General features: G+C 61.5%; 19 protein-coding genes and 1 tRNA gene. 6 read left to right on the plus strand and 14 right to left on the minus strand.

Annotated features, from left to right (window positions below; all coding sequences use genetic code 11):
- The coding region (locus B2344_RS04635) for an NAD+ synthase (RefSeq protein WP_290484758.1) at window positions 1–1,050 on the plus strand (1,050 nt) is incomplete at its 5' end.
- 15 nt (window positions 1,051–1,065) lie between these two features.
- Here B2344_RS04635 and B2344_RS04640 read toward each other — a convergent pair.
- Window positions 1,066–1,890: a hypothetical protein gene (locus tag B2344_RS04640; RefSeq protein ID WP_290482616.1), complete on the minus strand. Its 825-nt coding sequence runs from the start codon at window positions 1,888–1,890 to the stop codon at window positions 1,066–1,068.
- A gap of 129 nt (window positions 1,891–2,019) precedes the next feature.
- Between B2344_RS04640 and gltX the strand changes: the two genes are divergently transcribed.
- Both gltX and B2344_RS04650 read left to right on the plus strand, forming a co-directional pair.
- Entirely contained in the window at window positions 2,020–3,360 is a 1,341-nt protein-coding gene (gltX, locus tag B2344_RS04645; RefSeq protein ID WP_290480943.1) for a glutamate--tRNA ligase, read from the plus strand.
- 159 nt (window positions 3,361–3,519) lie between these two features.
- On the plus strand, window positions 3,520–3,849 hold the full coding sequence (locus tag B2344_RS04650; RefSeq protein ID WP_290478635.1) for a hypothetical protein: 330 nt from the start codon (window positions 3,520–3,522) through the stop codon (window positions 3,847–3,849).
- A gap of 133 nt (window positions 3,850–3,982) precedes the next feature.
- Here B2344_RS04650 and B2344_RS04655 read toward each other — a convergent pair whose 3' ends face one another.
- Window positions 3,983–5,887: an acetyl/propionyl/methylcrotonyl-CoA carboxylase subunit alpha gene (locus tag B2344_RS04655; RefSeq protein WP_290484759.1), complete on the minus strand. Its 1,905-nt coding sequence runs from the start codon at window positions 5,885–5,887 to the stop codon at window positions 3,983–3,985.
- Complete coding sequence (locus tag B2344_RS04660) at window positions 5,829–6,749, minus strand: DUF817 domain-containing protein (RefSeq protein WP_290484760.1); 921 nt, start codon at window positions 6,747–6,749, stop codon at window positions 5,829–5,831. The genes B2344_RS04655 and B2344_RS04660 overlap by 59 nt, the downstream gene beginning before the upstream one ends.
- A gap of 141 nt (window positions 6,750–6,890) precedes the next feature.
- Here B2344_RS04660 and B2344_RS04665 point away from each other — a divergent pair, with 141 nt between their 5' ends.
- Window positions 6,891–7,247 carry a hypothetical protein gene (locus tag B2344_RS04665; protein ID WP_034816664.1) on the plus strand — a complete coding sequence of 119 codons (357 nt, stop codon included), beginning with the start codon at window positions 6,891–6,893 and terminating at the stop codon, window positions 7,245–7,247.
- Here B2344_RS04665 and B2344_RS04670 read toward each other — a convergent pair.
- From B2344_RS04670 to B2344_RS04690, 5 genes are all read right to left on the minus strand, one after another.
- Entirely contained in the window at window positions 7,231–8,031 is an 801-nt protein-coding gene (locus B2344_RS04670) for an enoyl-CoA hydratase-related protein (RefSeq protein ID WP_034816662.1), read from the minus strand. The two genes, B2344_RS04665 and B2344_RS04670, sit on opposite strands and share 17 nt — an antisense overlap.
- A gap of 5 nt (window positions 8,032–8,036) precedes the next feature.
- Window positions 8,037–9,083 (minus strand): acyltransferase family protein, encoded by a 1,047-nt coding sequence (locus B2344_RS04675; RefSeq protein ID WP_290484761.1) that lies wholly within the window; start codon window positions 9,081–9,083, stop codon window positions 8,037–8,039.
- An 83-nt stretch (window positions 9,084–9,166) separates the two neighbouring features.
- Complete coding sequence (locus B2344_RS04680; protein WP_206992274.1) at window positions 9,167–9,475, minus strand: EF-hand domain-containing protein; 309 nt, start codon at window positions 9,473–9,475, stop codon at window positions 9,167–9,169.
- 118 nt (window positions 9,476–9,593) lie between these two features.
- Window positions 9,594–10,181 carry an NAD(P)H-dependent oxidoreductase gene (locus B2344_RS04685; protein ID WP_290478631.1) on the minus strand — a complete coding sequence of 196 codons (588 nt, stop codon included), beginning with the start codon at window positions 10,179–10,181 and terminating at the stop codon, window positions 9,594–9,596.
- A 72-nt stretch (window positions 10,182–10,253) separates the two neighbouring features.
- Complete coding sequence (locus B2344_RS04690) at window positions 10,254–11,861, minus strand: carboxyl transferase domain-containing protein (protein WP_034816656.1); 1,608 nt, start codon at window positions 11,859–11,861, stop codon at window positions 10,254–10,256.
- Window positions 11,862–11,996: 135 nt separating this feature from the next.
- On the opposite strand from B2344_RS04690, the gene B2344_RS04695 reads away from it, so the two are divergent.
- A complete protein-coding gene (locus B2344_RS04695; protein ID WP_290484762.1) occupies window positions 11,997–13,775 on the plus strand; it encodes a patatin-like phospholipase family protein in 1,779 nt (592 codons plus the stop codon).
- A 10-nt stretch (window positions 13,776–13,785) separates the two neighbouring features.
- Here the strand turns inward: B2344_RS04695 and B2344_RS04700 are convergent, their stop codons facing one another.
- The 4 genes from B2344_RS04700 to B2344_RS04715 form a co-directional block, all read right to left on the minus strand.
- Window positions 13,786–14,958: an isovaleryl-CoA dehydrogenase gene (locus B2344_RS04700; RefSeq protein WP_206992269.1), complete on the minus strand. Its 1,173-nt coding sequence runs from the start codon at window positions 14,956–14,958 to the stop codon at window positions 13,786–13,788.
- A gap of 36 nt (window positions 14,959–14,994) precedes the next feature.
- Window positions 14,995–16,188: a lysozyme gene (locus B2344_RS04705; RefSeq protein WP_290484763.1), complete on the minus strand. Its 1,194-nt coding sequence runs from the start codon at window positions 16,186–16,188 to the stop codon at window positions 14,995–14,997.
- A gap of 107 nt (window positions 16,189–16,295) precedes the next feature.
- Complete coding sequence (gene mgtE, locus B2344_RS04710) at window positions 16,296–17,678, minus strand: magnesium transporter (RefSeq protein WP_290482533.1); 1,383 nt, start codon at window positions 17,676–17,678, stop codon at window positions 16,296–16,298.
- A 306-nt stretch (window positions 17,679–17,984) separates the two neighbouring features.
- A tRNA-Leu gene (locus B2344_RS04715) sits at window positions 17,985–18,069 on the minus strand.
- Window positions 18,070–18,154: 85 nt separating this feature from the next.
- Between B2344_RS04715 and lipB the strand changes: the two genes are divergently transcribed.
- A complete protein-coding gene (gene lipB, locus B2344_RS04720; RefSeq protein ID WP_349679779.1) occupies window positions 18,155–18,853 on the plus strand; it encodes a lipoyl(octanoyl) transferase LipB in 699 nt (232 codons plus the stop codon).
- On the opposite strand, the gene B2344_RS04725 is transcribed toward lipB, so the two are convergent.
- On the minus strand, window positions 18,850–19,620 hold the full coding sequence (locus tag B2344_RS04725) for a hypothetical protein (RefSeq protein WP_290478625.1): 771 nt from the start codon (window positions 19,618–19,620) through the stop codon (window positions 18,850–18,852). The two genes, lipB and B2344_RS04725, sit on opposite strands and share 4 nt — an antisense overlap.
- Window positions 19,621–19,643: 23 nt before the next feature.
- Complete coding sequence (locus B2344_RS04730) at window positions 19,644–20,159, minus strand: DUF805 domain-containing protein (protein ID WP_290484765.1); 516 nt, start codon at window positions 20,157–20,159, stop codon at window positions 19,644–19,646.
- Window positions 20,160–20,247 lie beyond the last annotated feature (88 nt).

Raw genomic sequence — 20,247 nt, forward strand, 5'->3', positions numbered from 1 at the left:
CTGTTCGTGAACCAGGTGGGCGGGCAGGACGAGCTGGTCTTTGACGGCAGCTCCTACGCGGTCGATCATGACGGGACCGAGCACCAGCTGCTCGGCGATTTCGTGACCGGCACGGCGATGGTGGCTTATGATCCGGCCACGCATTGTTTCGAGAGCGACGCGCAGGCCGAGCTGACCGAAGGCTGGCATGCCGAATACCGCGCGGCGGTGCTGGCGCTGGGCGATTATGTCAACAAGAACAGATTCCCCGGCGTCGTGCTGGGCATGTCGGGCGGGATCGATTCGGCGCTGACGGCGGCGATGGCGGTGGACGCGCTGGGGCCGGACCGGGTCTGGTGCGTGATGATGCCGTCGAAATATACGTCCTCGGACAGTCTGGAAGACGCCAAGGCCTGCGCCGAGGCGCTGGGCGTAAAGTATGACAGCATCAATATTGCCCCCGGCGTGGGCGCGATGGGCGAGATGCTGGCCGACCAATTCGCGAACACGACACCGGACACGACCGAAGAGAACATCCAGTCGCGCCTGAGGGCCGTGACGCTGATGGCGCTGTCGAACAAGTTCGGCCATATGGTGGTGACGACGGGCAACAAGAGTGAGATGGCGGTCGGCTATGCGACGCTCTATGGCGACATGTGCGGCGGCTACAATGCGCTGAAGGATTTCTACAAGACCGAAGTGTTCGAACTGGCCAAGTGGCGCAACACGATGGTGCCGCGCGGCGCGCTGGGCCCGGCGGGCGAAGTGATCCCGGAGCGGATCATCACCAAACCGCCCTCTGCGGAGCTGCGCGAGGACCAGCGCGACGATGACTCGCTGCCGCCCTATGACGTGCTGGACGATATATTGCGCGGGCTGGTGGACGAGGAAGAACCGATCGAGGCAATCCTGGCGCGCGGGCATGACCGCGCCGTGGTGAAGCGGATCGAGCATCTGCTCTACATCGCCGAATACAAGCGCCGTCAGGCCCCGCCGGGCGTGAAGGTTGGCGGCAAGAATTTCGGCCGCGACCGGCGCTATCCGATCACCAACCGCTTCCGGGACGATTGATCGGGCGTTTGGCCCCTATTCGAGCGAGCCGGGCTCAACCCCTTCATAGGCGAGGCGGTTGGCCTCGGCATCCATGCGGATCTGCTCGGCATCTTCCGGGGCAATATCGCTCGCTTCGCCATAGGCCAGCATGGGCGATGGCGCGATGCCGGGATGGTCGATAACGGATGCATAGAGCAGCCAGGGCTGCGTGCCGTCCGCGCAGGTGACGCGCACCCACTGGTCCTCAACCGTCGGCATGGAGCCGATATCGCTGATATCACGCAGCTCGGCCTCGTTGATGTCGTATTCGGCGCCGTCATAAGACACGACGGTGAACCCCTCCCCCAGATAGCGGAGGTATGTCAGCTGGTCGCCAGCCTTCAGGTCGAGCGTGTGGATGCCGCCATCGGAAATGTATTCGATGCTGGCATCCTGGTTGAGCGTGACCGGGAATGTCTTGGTCGCCACGAAGAAGCGCAGGTCATCGGCGTCGGCGCGGTCATAATTCCAGAGCTGGTAATTGGCGTATTGCGGCAGGGCGCAGCTTGTGTCGGCTTCATTGGCGCCATTCGGCACCGTCCAGGCAGGAACGGTCGTGCCAGCATCCAGCACCGCAAAACCGGCCGGATATTCGCCGGGCCAGCCCGCGCTGACATACCAGCTCTCATCATATCCCGACAGGGCCTGATAATTGATATCATCGACGGGCGGCGCGGCAGGCTCTGCCTCCAGCGCGCTGTCGAGGTCTGAGGTCACCTCGGTCGTTGCGGGCGCCGGCGTCTCTGCCGGAGCCTCCGCACGCTCCTGCCCGCAGGCCGCCAACAGGCCCGCGGCGATCAGAATACAGCCCAGTCTCATCTACCTCTCCTCGACGGCGACTCACATGCCCGTCGCACATTAGCACGAACAATAGCAAGAATATGGCATCGGCCCTTGGCTTTTTGCGTGATTTGATGTCGAAAGCACGCTTCAAAACAGGTTTTTTCCATGACTGCACCGATTGTTCGCTTCGCTCCTTCGCCCACCGGCCGCCTGCACGTAGGTAACGTGCGCACGGCGCTGATCAACTGGCTGTTCGCCAAGGGCCAGCAGGGCAAGTTCATCCTGCGCATCGATGACACCGATACCGAGCGCTCGACACAGGAATATGAAGACGGAATCCGCACCGACCTGACCTGGCTCGGCCTCGTCTGGGACGACAGTTTCAGCCAGTCCAAGCGCTTTGCCGAATATGACGCGGCGGCCGACAAGCTGCGCGAAATGGGCCTGCTCTATCCCTGCTACGAGACAGCTGACGAGCTGGACCGCAAGCGCAAGATCGCGCTGTCGCGCGGCCGCCCGCCCGTCTATGACCGCGCGGCGCTGGAGCTGAGCGATGAAGACAGGGCGAAACTCGAAGCCGAAGGCCGCACGCCTCACTGGCGCTTCAAACTCTCCGGCGGGCGCGTCGAGTGGACCGACCTGGTGCGCGGAGACCAGAGCATCGACACGTCCAGCCTGTCCGACCCGATCCTGATCCGCGAGGATGGCTCCTATCTCTACACCCTCCCCTCGGTCGTCGATGATATCGAGGCGAAGATCACCCATGTCGTGCGCGGCGAGGACCATGTCACCAATTCCGGCGCGCAGATCGAGATATTCAAGGCGCTGGGCGGCACGGCGCCGGACATGGCGCATACGCCGCTGCTGATCGGCGCGGATGGTCAGGGCCTGTCGAAACGCCTCGGCTCGCTGTCGATGGGCGAATTGCGCGCGCAGGGCTATGAGCCGATGGCGGTCTCCAGCCTGCTCGCCAAGATCGGCACATCCGACAATGTCGAGGCGCGCGAAACGCTGGACCAGCTGGTCGCGGAATTCGATTTCGGCAAGATCGGCCGCGCCCCGGCGCGCTTCGACGAGACCGAACTCTTGTCGCTGAACGCGGCGATCCTGCACGGCCTCCCCTTTGAGGCGGTGAAGGACCGGCTCGCCGATGTGGACCCTCGCGCCGCCGATGAGGCGTTCTGGACTGTGGTGCGGGAGAATTGCTCGCTGTTGCCGGACGTGGCCGCATGGGTCGAGACCGTGTTTGGCGAGATCACGCCTCTGGTGGATGCTGAAGACAAGGACTTCGTAGCGACCGCCGCAACCCTGCTGCCCGAGGGCGACCTGACGGGCGAGAGCTGGAGTCAGTGGGCGAATGCCGTGAAGGCCGAAACCGGCCGCAAAGGCCGTGGCCTGTTCATGACGCTCCGCAAGGCGCTGACCGGCCAGGAACACGGCCCCGACATGGGCGCACTGCTTCCCCTGATCGGACGCGAGCGGGCGCTCAAGCGGCTGCAGGGTTAGCACTCTCCCCGTAGACTCCTGAATCTTTTCGGATTTCAAACTTTTTGGAACAAAGTCAGAACTTTTTCCTTTCCAAAAGGTGAATATTCTGGTTATGTTCTCTTATCGCAGATCAAGCGAAGAACAGGTTCAGCACACAGTTTCACGAGGGGTTTCAGCATGTCGGGTTTGGTGATCAAGGGATGTGAGTACGATCCAATTGAGTCCAAGGATGTCGTCTATGGCGACGGCTTCCGCATGGAGCTGGAACAGGCGATTGCGCTGGCCTCGACAGGCGTTGAATTCTGGGCCGCAGAGCGCGACGGCTCTGCCGCGCCCGTCTCTGTCGCCAAGAATGAATATGGCGAACTGATCCTGAGAACCGAGCCGACGGCCTACGCGGCCAACCCGCTTGGCGAGATCAGCGCGCCGCCGATCGTGCACCGCCGCTATCGCCCCGAAGCGCAGATACCTGCACGGGTCCACTCCGGTTACGCTGTCGCGGCCTAGTCACGCAGCGGCCCCTACCCTTTACATGTTTCCTTGTTTTCGCGCGTCTCCACACCCACTCTCGGCGCGCGAGATTGCTCCGACCTCACCTGTCCGGAGCTGAAGGGCCACACCTGCAAGTGAAGGGTGGGGGTTACTCCGCCTCCAGATGAACCAGCACATCGCCCTCGGCGACCTGGTCCCCGGCGGCAGCCTCCACGGACTCCACCACGCCATCGCGCGGCGCTGGCAGGGTGTGCTCCATCTTCATGGCTTCCATCACCGCAACCGGATCACCCTTGGTGACCGTATCGCCCGGCTTTACATGCACGGCGAGCAGTTTGCCCGGCATCGGCGCACTGACCGAGTCGCCGCCCAGCACTGCTTCGACATCGGCGTCATAGTCCGGCACTTCCACAAGAACATTGTCGCCGCCGGTCGTCACCGCATAACGGCGCGGAGAGATATCTGTCACGAAGGGCAGCGGCGCGTCCGGATCGACGTCATGCTCGGACGGGTCAAACCAGTCTGCATCCGCGCCCACCGCCACGGCCGCTTTGCGCACAGGCGCCGCATTCGCCCGGAACCCATCCCGGATTCCCCATGGCGTGACGGCAGCGCTGTCATCCAGCTCGATGTCGCTGACGGCGAGAACGGATGCATGCTGATGCGCGGCGGGAGGCTGGGTCAGCGCATCCCCCTGCTCCGCAATCCAGTTCACATGATGCGTGCCATCGCGGAACGCGTCCGACTGGGCGCAGCGACGCAGGAAGCCGGTATTGGCCGGCACGCCCGAGAGTTGGGTGTGCGACAGCGTCTCGGTCAGCAGGTCAACCGCCGCGTCGCGGTCTTCTCCGTGCACGATCAGTTTCGCGATCATGGAATCATAGTTGGATGGTACGCGATCACCCGTCTCGAAACCGGCATCCCAGCGGATCGTTTCCCCATCAATGGGCTGCAACAGGCCGAATTCCAGGATCAGCCCCGCGCCGGGGCGGAAGCCATCGGCCGGGTCTTCGGCGCAGATGCGCGCCTCGATGGCATGGCCCATCAGCGGGATCTCGTCCTGCGCCAGCGGGATTTCCTCGCCGGAAGCGACCAGCAATTGCCAGGCGACAAGGTCCTGCCCTGTGATCATCTCGGTCACCGGATGCTCGACCTGGAGACGGGTATTCATTTCGAGGAACCAAAACGTGTCGACGCCCAGCGGCTTTGACCCGTCCACGATGAATTCCACCGTGCCCGCGCCCTGATACCCAACAGCCTGCGCCAGCTTCACCGCTGCGTCCGTCATGGCCGCTCGCACATCATCCGGCATGCCGGGCGCGGGCGCTTCCTCAATGACTTTCTGGCGGCGACGCTGCAGCGAGCAATCGCGTTCATAGAGATGGACGACATTGCCATGCGCATCGCCAAAGACCTGCACTTCGATATGGCGTGGCTGCTCGACCAGTTTTTCCAGCATGACCCGGCCATCGCCAAAGGAACTTTCGGCCTCACGCACCGCGCTTTCCAGCTCGGCCTTCAGCTCGCCCGCCTTGGAGACGAGGCGAATGCCGCGCCCGCCGCCCCCGGCAACCGCCTTGATCAGCAGCGGAAAGCCGACATCTTTCGCCGCCCTGGCAAGCGTTTCCAGCTCCTGCCCCTCACCGCGATAGCCGGGCAGCACAGGCACGCCGGCCTCTTCGGCAATGCGCTTGGCTTCGTCCTTCGGGCCCATGGATCGGATCGCCTTGGCCGAAGGGCCAACCCAGATGAGGCCCGCTTTCTCGACGGCTTCGGCGAAATCGGCATTCTCGGACAGGAAACCATAGCCCGGATGGATGGCATCGGCGCCGGTCGCCTTGGCAGCGGCCAAGATGGCCTCGACCTTGAGATAGCTTTCGGGCGCAGGCGACGGGCCGATATGGATCGCTTCGTCGGCCTCGCGGACATGCTTCGCGCGCGCATCGGCATCGGAATAGACGGCGACTGTCGCAATGCCGAGCCCATGGCAGGTCTCAAAGATGCGACAGGCGATCTCGCCCCTGTTTGCGACGAGCAGCTTCTGGATCTTCAATGCGTGGCCCTCCCGGCGCCCGGTGGACCATAGCCACCAGAACAAAACTGATTATCATCAGCAGATACCACGAACCGAGTTTCGATAAAGAGACCATCTGCCAGCCATGCTCTTGCCCGGGATAGGCCCAGGCGCGGGCGAATGTTCCAAGATTCTCAGCAAACCAGATGAAAACTGCCACGAGCAGGAACCCGATGACGAGCGGCATCGGCCTGTGGGCTTCATCAGCGCGGAACCAGACCAAGCATGGCCCATAAACCATCGCCGTGCCCACGAACAGGGCGATCCGGACATCCGGCAGCCAGTGATGCGCGAAGAAATTCACGTAAATCGCGGTTGTCAGACTGGCTTGAACCCAGAGTGGCGGGAAACGGTCAAACCGGAAGTCGAAGATGCGCCAGACTCGCGCCAGATAGGAGCCCACTGCCGCGTACATGAAGCCCGTAAACAACGGCACACCGCCAATGCGCAGGAAGCTCTCCTCGGGATAGATCCAGCTGCCATGATAGGTTTTGAACAGTTCCATGACCGTGCCGACAATATGGAAGACGAGGATGATTTTCGCCTCTTCCCATGTTTCCAGGCCCGTCCATAGCATCATGACCTGAATGGCAACCGCACCCAGCACGAGGAAATCATAGCGCGAGAGCGGCGCGCCTTCCGGATACCAGACAAAGGTCAGCAGCAAGAGCCCCAGCATCAGGCCGCCAAACAGACACGCCCAGCCCTGCTTGATGCCGAAGGCCACAAATTCGAACACGGTCTGGCTGACCGGGCCGTTCACGCAGCGCGCATGCAGCGCGGCGCGCGCGGCATGCAGGCGTTGTTGCGCGCGGGTCTGGGCGGGGACCGGTATCTCCATGCCCTCCTCTATCTGCAGGAAACACGGCGCAATCGGGGCACGCACCGGGCGAGGCAAGGGCCTTTGCCAGTCCAAATTCCACCTTTGACACCCCTGCCAGCTGTCGTAAGGGTTAATGCCAAGAAACCACGGGAGTGTCTTATGGCCTATGCTTCAGGAATCCGGATCAGCAGTGTCGCGGGAGTCATCGGCGCCGGCGTTGGCGGCTATATTGGTTACACGCAGGCTGCAGATGTCAGCAATCTCAGCCCCGTGGCCGGCGCGCTGATCCTCGGCGCCATCGGCTTCGTCGCGGGCAGCGCGGGTGCCTTCCTGCTGAAGTCGCTGATGCAGTTCGTGATCTACATCATCCTGTTTGGCATCGTGGCATATTTCTTCCAGCACCAGATCGAAGCGCTCACGGGGATAAACCCGATCAGCGCGACACTTAATCTGCTGGCCGACTTCGGCCTGCCGGTGGACTCCAAAGACAGTGTACTGGTTACCGACCCCAACTAGGCGGGCGCTTGTCGAGGAAGGCTTCAATGCCTTCCTTGCCCTCATCGGAGACCCGACGCGCTGCTATGCGCTTTGATGTCTCTTGGCTGAGATCCTTGTCGATGAATACGCCGGAGACATCGCGCACCAGTGCCTTGCTCTCGGCCACAGCACCGGGCGCAGCGGCGAAGACAAGATCGGCAAGGTGTTCTTCCATTGCCGTCATCTCGGCCTGGTTTTCCACGACATATTGAACGAGGCCCAGCTTCTCAGCATATTCGGCATCAAACGTTTCGGCAGTGGTGAACAAGGCCTTCGCCCAGCGCGCGCCGATGGCTTCGATCACATAGGGGCTGATCGTCGCCGGGGTCAGGCCGAGGCGCACTTCAGAGAAGCGGAACTTCGTGCCCTTCATCGCCACAGCGACGTCACAGGCGGCCACGAGGCCGGCCCCGCCACCCATGGCGGCGCCCTGCACCAGGGCAAGCGTCATCTGGGGCATGTCGTAGAGCGTGCGCAGCATTTCGGCGAGGTTCATTGCGTCGCGCTCATTGTCTTCGCGCGTATGCATCGCCGCCAGCTTCATCCAGTTGAGGTCTGCGCCCGCCGAAAAACTCTTGCCCGCGCCGCGCAGGATCATCATGCGAATGGTGCGCTGGTCGGCAATGGTGTGGAACGCATCGGTCAGTTCGGCGATCAGCTCGGCATTGAACGCATTGTGCACATCCGGCCGGTTCAGCGTGACAACCGCCAAGCCTTCCTGCGTCGCTTCGAGCGTGATGAGATCATAGTCGGAATCGCGCATGGGGATCAGTCCTGTTCAGGGTTGGAGGCCACTTTGCGGTAGTGGCTGGATGGGCGCAAGGCGCGCCGCTCGACAAGATGCCACAGCGCATAGCTGGCCACGATGACGAGAAGCGCCGACAGGGCAAAGCCGACCGCATGGCCGAATGCTGCAAAAGCGCCGACCATGACAAGGCCCTGCAGGATCGGAAAATGAGTGATGTAAACGCCGTAGCTGATATCGCCGAAGCGCGCCGCGTTCAGCGCAGGACCTGGCAGGAAAGCCAGGCAGGCAATCAGGCCCGCCAGTCCGGCCGCGCGGAGCGGCTCCAGCCAGGGATGGGCGAAGGAAAGCAAGGTCAATGCGAGCCCCACCACGCCGAACCAGAGCGGCTTTGCCTGGGCCCGACCCCATACCTGCCACAAGGCAATGCCACTGGCGAAAAAGGCCAACTGACCCGGCAGCTGGCGCGCCGCGATAAGCGCGGATTCCCCCTCCAGAAAAACAGGCACCAGATGACGCCACCCCTCCCCCAAAACATACAGGCCCACTAGGACGCTCCACTGCGCGCGGCGCATCGTCCGCAGCAGTCCGCCGATGATCGGCAGGATGAGATAGAATAGAACCTCGATCTTCAACGTCCACAACGCACCATTGACCTCTGTGAAGCGGTTGCCTTCGAACAGGCCCGGCAAATCCGGCGACAGGAAGTTCAGGAAGACGAGATTGGCACCCACATATTCTGCGACTCCACCAATACTGCCGCCCATCAGCAGGCTGATGAGCGCCGGGATCAGAATGACGACAGCATAAGCCGGGTAAAGTCGACGGACCCGCTTGCCAGCATAGTCAGCAAGGTTTTGCGACCGCATGAGCGAGCCGGCCACCAATGCGCCGGATACAATGAAGAAGCCCTGTATGGCGATCTCGGCAATTTGGCCCCAGGCGCGCTCCAACCCGCTCATCGGCGCGAGCGCGGACAGAACGATTGCATGATAGGCAAACACGGCCGAAGCGAGCGCCAGCCGGATGAGATCAAACCTGTTTGCTGCCAGTCGGTGCGCTGTCGCCATCGGCGCTGTTTATCGTATTCGTTCCAAATGGAAAGGGGCCCGCTGGACCGGCGGACCCCTTCAGCACCGACTGGGTGGGCAGCCTACCGAACCGGCAGGCCAGCCGCCGTCACGGCGCCTTGATCGGACCGTCCCCGCCAGGCAGCAAGGGCATCTGCCAGTTCTTCCTCGGACACGGTTCCATTCGAATTGAGGTCGAATTTCGTGAACTTCGCTTTCGCCTCCGACTCGCTGGCTGTGCCCGCGCTGTCGGAGTAGCTCACATATTCGTCCTCGCTGATCAGGCCATCATCATCCAGATCCAGCAACGAGAAGTCGGGCATCTCGCCCGCATGGCCCATCAGGGCCGTCATCATCGCCGCCGTTACCAGAAAGCTGCTACGTCTGACCATGTTCGAACTCCTTCTTACTCTATACGTCGCAGGGGACCGCGACAGGACTGAACATACTCGAAACAAGTGGTAATGATGCGTGAAAAGACGTTCACGACGAAGATGTAATGAACCCGGATCAGACGGCCTGCCCGCCGATCTCCTTCATGAACTCGAACCAGGATTCGACTTTTGATGGCGTCAGAGCGCCAACGCCGCCGATGATCGTGTGGTGCATCGGTTTGAAACCAGACAGGCCAAGCACGCCGCGCTCCAACGCTTTCAATGCGCCCGCATCCATGCCGAATCTATAGACTAGGTCGGGCATACCCATCGTCACGATAATGCGGGCCGACTTTCCCTTCATCATGCGCTCAGGCCATTCATGATCGGACTCACCTGTTTTCAGGAAGAATTCTGCCCGGGCCGCCTGTTCGAAGAAGGCCTTTAGTTTGGCTGGCATACCGCCCATCCAGAGCGGGAAAGCGATGACGAGGTGGTCTGCGTTGGCGATCTTCTGGCGTTCACTCAGCACCGGCTCTGGCGGGGGCATTGCGAACTCTTTCTCAGAGTTGAGGAATGGCATGTCGAAATCTGCCACGCGGATGCGAGACACTGTGTGATCGGTCGCCTCGGCGCCCTCGGCATAAGCATCGCAGAGCGCGTGGACCAGATGGTCCGGATCGGGATCGGGGTGGCCATCGATGATACAGATAGAGCGGGTCATGGGGGTCAGCCTCCTGCCATGTGACAGGGAGCTTCTACCATTGGCCGGCAACAGATTTTATACGTAGAACCCCTACATGCGAAAGACGCCGAACCCTCTGTCCGGGAACGGAGCATTGAGGCTGGCTGACAGGGCGAGGCCCAGCACGCGGCGGGTATCGGCCGGGTCGATGATGCCGTCATCCCATAGGCGCGCTGTGGAGAAATAGGGCGAACCTTCAGCTTCGTAGAGATCGCGGATCGGCTGCTTGAAGCTGTCCTCGTCCTCGGCAGACCATTCCCCGCCCTTGCGCTCAATGCCGTCGCGCTTGACGGTGGCGAGCACGCTGGCGGCCTGTTCGCCGCCCATGACGGAGATGCGGGAGTTTGGCCACATGAACAGGAAGCGGGGGCTGTAGGCCCGGCCGCACATGCCATAATTGCCGGCGCCGAAGCTGCCGCCGGTTACCACGGTGAATTTCGGCACGCTGGCGGTGGCCACGGCGGTCACCATCTTGGCGCCATCCTTGGCGATGCCGCCAGCCTCGTATTTCGACCCGACCATGAAGCCGGTAATATTCTGCAGGAAGACCAGCGGGATGCGGCGCTGGTCGGCCAGTTCGATGAAATGCGCGGCCTTCTGCGCGCTTTCAGAGAACAGGATACCATTATTGGCGAGGATCGCGACCGGCATGCCATAGAGGCGCGCAAACCCGCAGACGAGCGTCTCGCCATAGAGCTTCTTGAACTCATGGAATTCCGATCCGTCCACGAGACGCGCGATGACTTCGCGGGCGTCATAGGGCTCGCGGACATCCTGAGGCACCAGACCATGCATCTCCGCAGGGTCGTAAAGTGGCTCTGCAGGCTCTGTCAGATCGAAGGGCTGGGGCTTTGGCGTGGCCAGCGTGCGGACAATGGAGCGGACAATGGCAAGCGCGTGAGAATCATGGGCCGCATAGTGGTCTGCCACGCCGGACTGGCGCGCATGGACATCTGCGCCGCCAAGGTCTTCGGCTGAGATCACTTCCCCCGTGGCGGCCTTCACCAAAGGTGGACCGCCGAGGAAGATCGTGCCCTGTTTGCGCACAATGATGGTCTCGTCCGACATCGCAGGTACGTAGGCACCACCCGCAGTACAGCTGCCCATGACGGCGGCGATCTGGGGAATGCCCTTCGCGCTCATCTGGGCCTGATTATAGAAGATGCGGCCAAAATGTTCCCGGTCCGGGAAGACTTCTGACTGATGCGGCAGGTTCGCGCCGCCGCTATCGACCAGATAGATACATGGCAGGTGATTTTCGAGGGCCACTTCCTGCGCGCGCAGATGCTTCTTCACCGTCATCGGGAAATAGGCGCCGCCCTTCACTGTCGCATCATTGCAGACGATCAGGCATTCGCGCCCCTCAACCCGGCCGACCCCCGTGATCAGGCCTGCGCCGGGGGCTTCGTTATCATACATGCCATTGGCGGCCAGCGCACCGATTTCGAGAAAGGCGGAGCCCGGGTCCAGCAGGCGTTCGACTCGTTCACGCGGCAGCAATTTTCCGCGCTCTACATGGCGTTTGCGAGACGCTTCCGGGCCTCCGATGGCGGCATTAGCGGTTTTTTCTTGCAATTCGGCAAGAAGCGTCTCCATGGCGGCTTTGTTGGCGGCAAATTTGCTACCGGACACATCAAGACTGGATTTCAGAACCGGCATAACGCCTCCCACTGGAATTTTGTGCCTGCTTAGCGGCGCCCGGCCCACCTGTCACGCGGGCGTCATGCGAATTTGAAACACAGGGGATGAGCGAAAGGCTTTGAAAAGGGAATCGAAATGGGCATGTTCTTCAACATGGGCATTGATATCACTCCCCGCTTGCGGGCCATTGAATTCCTGAAGGATGTTCCGGCCCGCGCCATGAAGGCGGCAGGCAAGGAAGCCATCTGGTTTTCGGTCGCCGCCGGCAAGCCGCTCTATCTTGCCGGAGAACCCGCTGACACGCTCTATTTCGTCCTGTCCGGAACGTTGGGCATCTTCCGGGAAGGCGTGCATGGAAAGTCCGAATTTGTCGGCCATATCCGCTCCGGCGAGCCGGCCGGCGAGATGTCACTCTTCCTCGGCGGGGTCGACCTGACCGGCGATGGCGTGCCGAACGATGCACCCCATACGAGTTCGGTTTACGCGCTGCGCGACACGGAACTGATCGGCGTCTCCCGCAAGGGCTGGGACCGGATGGTGAAAGCCGAGCCGGAACTGCTCGAATCCATGATCCGGGTGATTTTGCGCCGATTGGGGAAATCCGGTGATCGCGTTGCCAGCGCTGCGCCGAAAGTGTTCACGCTCGTCGCCACGTCACCGACGATCGATCTGAAGCTGCGGGCCCGGTCGCTGAAACAGGCATTGGAACGCCTTGGGCGGAAAGCCGTGATTGTTGACGAGCAGATGGGCGATGAACGCCCGGCTGCCTATTTTGACGAGTTGGAGCGCGCACATGATGTCGTGATCCTGATCTCGGCCATTGGCGACAATTCCTGGTATCGCCTGTCCATGCGCCAGGCTGACCGGATCTGGGTCGTGGGCCGCGCTGATGCGCGCCCCTCCAATCCATTGATGCCGGATGACCAGTCCCCTGCCCGCACGCTGAAACTGGTGGACGTCCTGTTGCTGCATCACAGCGATGAGCGCCAGGGAGCCAAGCCGGCCGAATGGATCGCCGCGTCCGGGGCTACCCGCGTCTTTCACTGGAGCCGGGTAGAAGGCCAGGATTGCGACCGGCTCGCGCGCATCATGGCTGGCGTCTCTGTCGGCCTGATCCTGTCAGGCGGGGGCGCGCGCGCCTATTCTCATATCGGCGTCGTCAAGGCGATGCGGGAACTTGGCCTGCCGATCGATTTTGTGGGCGGCGCTTCGATGGGCTCGGTCATCGCGGCCTGTGTCGCAATGGGGTGGAGCGATGCCGAAATCGAGCAACGCATCCGCAAGGCATTTGTCGATAGCAATCCGCTCGGGGACTATCATTTGCCCGTCGTCGGCATGGTGAAAGGCGCGCGCGTCGCAGCCCGGCTGAAAGAGCATTTCGGCGACGCGGAGATCGGTGATCTCGACATTCCCTTTTTCTGTACCTCGACCAACCTCACCAGCGGCGCCACGCGTATCCATCGCGAAGGCCTGCTGCGCAATGCGCTGCGGGCGACCATCTCGTTGCCGGGCATCTTGCCTCCGGTCGTGGACGGCAAGGATTTGCTGGTCGATGGCGCAGTGCTGAACAATTTTCCGGCCGATATCATGCGGGATATGCATCGCGGCTTTGTCGTGGGCTCTGATGTCACACGCCAGCCGGAAAACATGGATCTGGAGGAATTTTCTGAACCGCCGAGCTTCTTCCGCTGGGTTTTCAATAACGGGTTTTCCAGCCCGCCCCCTATTGCCGGCCTGCTCATGCGGACCGCAACGATCCGTGCAGACACCAAATTTGGACATGACATGGCAGATGTTCTGGTCCTGCCACAACTTGCCGATGTCCAGCTGCGCGACTGGAAAGCCTATGACGAAACCGTCGAGTCCGGCTATGTCGCCACGATGAAGGCCTTCGAAGGGGCCACAATCAAGGAGAAGTGCTGCCCGGCTTAGCTGCTAGCCGCTAAGCCGTTTCGCCGAAGAGTTCCCGGCCGATTAGCCAGCGGCGGATTTCCGACGTCCCTGCCCCGATTTCGTAGAGCTTGGCATCGCGCAGCAGGCGACCGGTCGGGTATTCATTGATATAGCCATTGCCGCCAAGGATCTGGATCGCGTCTAGCGCGAGCTTGGTCGCGGTTTCGGCCGCATACAGAATGGCGCCGGCGGCGTCCTTGCGGGTCGTCTCGCCCCGGTCGCAGGATTTGGCGACGGCATAGACATAGGCCTTGGCCGCATTCATCTGGACATACATGTCCGCGACCTTGCCCTGGATCAGCTGGAACTCGCCGATCGACTGGCCGAATTGCTTCCGGTCATGAATGTAAGGGATCACGACATCCATACAGGCCTGCATGATGCCGGTCGGCCCCGCTGACAGGACGGCGCGCTCATAATCCAGCCCACTCATCAGAACGCCAACGCCGCCATTCAGCGGGCCCATGACGTTCTCTTCTGGCACTTCGCAGTCCTCAAAGACAAGTTCGCCCGTCTCCGATCCGCGCATGCCCAGCTTGTCGAGTTTCTGCGCGACCGAGAAGCCCTTGAAGTCGCGCTCGATCAGGAAGGCCGTGATGCCGCGCGAACCCGCCTGTGGCTCGGTCTTGGCGTAGACGACCAGCGTATCAGCGTCCGGCGCATTGGTGATCCACATCTTGGTGCCGTTCAGCACATAGCGGTCGCCCTTCTTCTCGGCCTTCAGCTTCATGGACACGACATCAGAGCCAGCGCCACTCTCGCTCATGGCGAGGGCACCAAGATGTTCGCCAGAGACGAGCTTGGGAAGGTAGCGGGATTTCTGGTCGTCATTCCCCCAGCGGCGAAGCTGGTTGACGCAAAGATTGGAATGGGCGCCGTAGGACAGGCCGACTGAAGCCGAAGCGCGTGAAATTTCTTCCATCGCGACCACATGTTCGAGATAGCCAAGCCCGGTGCCGCCCCACTCTTCCTCGACCGTGATGCCGAGGAGGCCAAGTTCGCCCATTTTCGGCAACAGGTCGCGCGGAAACGTATCCGTGCGGTCAATCTCTGCGGCGCGAGGGGCGATTTCGTTCTGGGCGAAACTTGCCACGGTCTCGCGGATCATGTCCGCAGTTTCACCGAGATCGAAGTTCAAAGTGGGATATGTGTTCGGAATCATGCCGCTGACTTAGCAAGACTTCCCCCGGCTGTCAGCCTAATCTTCCTGCGCCAGCATGCGGTACAGATAGTAGACCGAGACGAATAGGAGGAAGCCACCGCCCAGCGCCATCAGGGGGCCGGTATAGGTCTGGCTCGCAGCCTCGCCCATGCGCGCGCCCGATTGGGTGAGGATGCGGCGCAGTCCGTCATAAAGGCCAATCGTGCCGAGTCCTGCCAACAAGGCAAAGGGCAACCAGCGCCAACCGTGTGCGGGAGCAAAATCCTCTATCTCGGCCTGCGCGGGTGTTATCAGGCGCGATGTATCCACCTCGACCGTGGCCAGGTCATCGATCAGCTTCTGGCTTGTCGGCGGCACAGAGAGATTGTCGAGCGTGAGCCCCTCTCCCTGCGGATCCGACAGGTTTGGCGGGCGATAGGCGCGGCGGCGTTCCGACATGGAGGCTGGCGGCGCCGGAGCCGGTTCGCCATTGCCTTCGGGACCTGCCAGCGCGGAAACGGCGCGCGTAATCTCGTCAACGGTGGAATCACCTGTCGGCTGCGGGTCGGGCTCGCCGGATGCGCGGGAACCATTTTCCCCGAGTATGCGTGTCAGGCGCTGGGCCACTGCGCGGGCGGCGGCCTCTGGCGGGCTCTCGCGCTCGGCTGTGGCGCGAGCGCGGTTCTGTTCAGGTCGCGGCTCCAACACGATGGAAGTGTCCCGATTCCCGTTTGGCCCGGCAAGGCCGTCGCGTTCGGGGCGGACAAGCGCGCTCGGGATCGAAACACGGCGTTTGGGCGTATCCAGGAAGGTTGCCACTTCCACGGCGCGGCGGCGCACCAGTCCATCAATCACGCGGATCTGACCATCCACCCGACCCCGGCGCCAGCTACTCATGGCTTCAGCAGCAAGAATACGGTCACCGGAATTGAGGTGCGCGAGTACGTCAGAGGAATCGAAGGCCTTCAGACCGATATTGAAGGCGAACGAGACGAGCGCATCGAACTCGTTCTGGCTCAGCGGCGTGAACACCTGTTGCGCCAGATGGTTCTCGATCCGCTTCAGATCGTGAAAGCGCAGGATCAGTTCCGCATCAAAGGCGCTGACGGTCAGGCCAGCGCGTGCGGTCTCTGTATGCCCGTAACCGACCAACCATTTGCCATCCGGCAGGCGGCTTGCGCGCGCACGAAAGCCCTCGAAACTCTTGATGAGTTCGACTCCCTTGTCGGACGTGCGCATTTGACGGGCCAAAAGCATGGCTCCCGTTTTGGGACAGTTTGACTTTTTACTACGGGCAAGCGCTGCAAATCTCGCGCCCATTCACCCGAGAGGCGAGATTTGGCCAAGAAGTGCCCAATTTACAGGAGCACGAGCGACGCCAGGCCAAGGAAACTGAAAAATGCCATCACATCAGTCAGCGTCAGCACGAAGACCGACGATGCCACTGCAGGGTCAGCACCAAGGCGCTTCAGGCCGAGGGGAACAAGAATGCCCGACAGGCCCGCCCAGATAAACGTCGCCAACATTGCCGCGCCGATCACAAGCGCCAGCTCGACGTCACGGAACCAGACTAGCGAGATCAACCCGACCCCGATGGCAAAGATGACTCCGTTGACGCAACCGCTGAACACTTCCCGAAAGATGGCGCGGCGCGCCGCAGCGCCGTCCAATTGCCGTTCGGCAATGGCGCGCACGGCAACGGCTAGCCCCTGGCTGCCCGCATTGCCCCCCAGCGCCGCCACGACCGGCATCAGTACCGCCAATGCCACAACTTGCGCGATGGCCGCCTCGAACAGGGAAATAATGGCGGAAGCAATAAACGCGGTGAACAGGTTAACGCCCAGCCACGGCGCGCGCGCCTTCACCGTATCCCAGACCGTATCGGCACCGTCCGCCGAGGTCACGTTGAGCAGGGAGAGCAGGTCTTCGGCGTTCTCTTCCTGCATGACATCGACCATGTCATCGACCGTGATCATGCCGACGAGGCGGTCGCCTTCATCCGTCACAGGCGCCGCAGCCAGCGAGTATTTGCGGAACTGGAAGGCCACTTCTTCCTGGTCCATCTCCGGCTTCAGAGAGGACAATGCGTCTTCCATGATGTCCGACAATTGCACATCTCGCGGCGTGCGCAGCAGCGTCGCCAGCGAAACGATTCCCAGCAGGCGATGGCCCGGATCGATCACGTAGAGTTCGTAGAAGACTTCCGGCAATTCCTCGCCGAGCTCCCGCGCATGGTCGATCGCATGGCCGACCGTCCAGTATTCCGGCGCGGCCACAAACTCCGTCTGCATGAGACGGCCGGCAGTGTCTTCCTCATAGGAGAGCCCCCGCTCCAGCTGGGCTCTGTCCACCGGGGCAAGGTCGTCCAGGATACGCTCACGGCGGTCATCTTCGAGGTCTTCGAGAATGGTCGTCGCATCATCGGAATCGAGTTCGTCGAGCGCGCTTGCCACCGCCGCGTCCGGCAGCACTTCGACCGCCTCTTCGCGATAGGAATCGCGCAGTTCGATCAGGATGTCCGCTGGCAGCTCGCCGCCAAGCAGTTCTACCGCTTCAGAGAAGGTATCAAAGGACAAAGCCTCCAGCGCATCGGCGGCGTCGGCCGGATGCATGCGCTGCAGCGTCCGCGCCAGCCAGCGCGAATCCTTTTCATCAACGGCATCGATGATATCTTCCAGCAGATCCGGATCGACGTTGGGCGTCTCAGCGGTCTGGGCAGGCTGAACGGACGTTTCTGTCATGGCGCCTCTTTGCCGGGGTTACGTGGCGTCGGCAAGAACCGAATACGTTGAGCTAGCCGGGATTCGCAGGAATCTCACAGCGTGCCCGCAGTGATTGTGGCGGGTGTTGATGCGGGTGTGGGTCTTTGATTTCACTCATTCACTAAAATCGATCCTCGATCGATTTTTGGCGCGACGCGCCACCGTGGCAGCCTTGAGCAGCGTCCAACGCGGAATGAAATGTAGCGGGGATGAGTCTTTGATTTCATTCATTCACTAAAATCGATCCTCGATCGATTTTTGGCGCAACGCGCCACCGTGAATGAATGGTGCGGTCAAGAGGACTCGAACCTCCACGGGTTGCCCCACAGCGACCTCAACGCTGCGCGTCTACCAATTCCGCCATGACCGCACTGGTCTTCATTGAGGCAGACGGGCCGTATAAGGCGACACCAGCACTTTGTGAAGCCCTGAATGTCGCCTATATGCCCCCGGTGATGCAGAAATTCCCCGACACAGAATGGGCCGTTTCAGACCGCCTGGTTCCTTATAAGAATGCGGTCCGATTCATGGAGGCGCGCGCCCGCGCGATCCGGGAGGATGGCGCGCCGGAACTGGTCTGGTTCCTGGAGCATCCACCGCTTTACACGTCAGGCACGTCTGCCAAGCCGGACGACCTGCGTGACCCGGCCCGCTTCCCTGTCTTTGATGCCGGGCGCGGCGGCCAGTATACATATCATGGCCCCGGCCAGCGGGTTGCCTATGTGATGCTGGATGTTGCCCTGCGGGGGCGGGACGTGCGCGCCTTTGTGCAAAATCTGGAGACCTGGATCATCAAGGCGCTTGCCGCTTTCAATGTCGAGGCGGGCCCGCGTGACGGCCGCGTCGGCGTATGGGTTGATCGCACGAAAGCCGGCGGGACACTGCGCGAAGACAAGATTGCCGCCATCGGTGTACGCCTCAAGAAATGGGTCAGCTTCCACGGTATTTCATTGAACGTGGAACCAGACCTCGAACATTTCTCAGGCATCACACCCTGCGGGATCGCAGACCCGCGCTATGGCGTGACCAGCCTGGTCGATCTCGGAATCCCTGCCGCAATGGATGATGTCGACCTGGCCCTGAAAGATGCTTTCGAGACCGTATTCGAAAGTCGGCTGGTACGCGCTCCCGATCCGATCAGAGAACCTGCCTAGGCTGTTTCGTAAGCTTTCAGGCGCTGTTCTTCCTGGGTCAGATCACTGCCTGTGCGAAACGGGCCAGCGCCACCATTCGGCAGGCGTGCAACATGCAGCAAGGTCCACAGCATGACGAAAAAGGATGAGAGCGCCCAGAGCGGCATGGCCAGGCCCATGCCGCCGCCCATTGCCATCTGCATCTCTGTCGGTGGCGGTCCATCCGGACGGCGCGGGCCACGCGCTTCCTGCGGTGCCGCAGCATCTGTCTCTGCCGCCTCCCCGCCCTCTGCGGCGACAGTCTCTGCCTGAGCCGCCTTTGCCTGCTGGGCCTGATACTGCGCAGATCCTGACACCACACCTCCGGCAAATCCGAGCAAGCCAAGGAAGAGTGGGACGAGCACGATGGCGGCCTTCAGCGTCGAGCGGTTCGCTTCCGCAAACCGGCGCACATGCGCCACCCATGATGTGAACTCCGTGATGATCGTGAAGAAGAAGAACGGCAACAACAGCGCTGGCAGTGGAATACCAACTGATTTGACCGGCTGCCACGCGCCTGACATGTCGGCGCCCGCAAGACCGGCAATGAAGGCAACAAAGACCGGCACGATGAATAGCAGCACCCGCCCCATGAACATGAAGGTCCACGCCCGGCTGAAATGCAGCTTTCCGGTCATGCCCATCGGGTTGAACAGGGTCTGAAACCAGTCCATCCGGGCCGGGTCGTCCCGCTCATCCCTGATCCAGGGGCGATGCGCATCGATGGGGGTCATTGTGTGATGGGTCATGCCGGCAGGGTCCTCTGGAGTGGTCAGGAATAGGTGTTGGACGTTGGGGTGCCGGATGTCGGCGGGCCATACCGGTTCGTTTCCAGATCGGTAGGCAGGCGCGCGGCGATGAAGCCGAGCAATGCGGTCGTCAGCAGGAAGCTGGCTAGCGAGGTCAGGGCGGTCAGGCGCTCGAATTCCTGAATGTTCTCAGTCAACGCATCCATCGCGCCGGACAGGTCGCTCCCGAATTGGGCATACATCTCGAACGCGACCGGTGACAGGATGGGCATCAACAGAGCGCTGACTATGCTGCCCACAATCCCGTAGCCAGCCAGGAACAGGAGATAGAACCAGCCCGAATGGCCAGCATCGTGCAGTCGCTTGGAGAACAGGCAGACATACACATAGACCATCGGATAAACGAGAATACCGAACATGGGCGAGATGAACGTGTTCGCCACTTGCACGATCATGAAGGCGGCCGTGATCACTGTGAGACCGCGCAGGAATGTGCGCGACCCGATACGGCCTTTTGACGACAAGAGGACATATCTCATGTCCATAGGATTTCAGTCTCCTCGATCCGGGTCCTCACACGGCAGGGCCATGTCGAACACTACGCGTCCTTATCAATAAACGATAAAC

The sequence above is a fragment of the Hyphomonas sp. UBA3195 genome (assembly GCF_002366485.1).
Classification (GTDB): Bacteria; Pseudomonadota; Alphaproteobacteria; order Caulobacterales; family Hyphomonadaceae; genus Hyphomonas.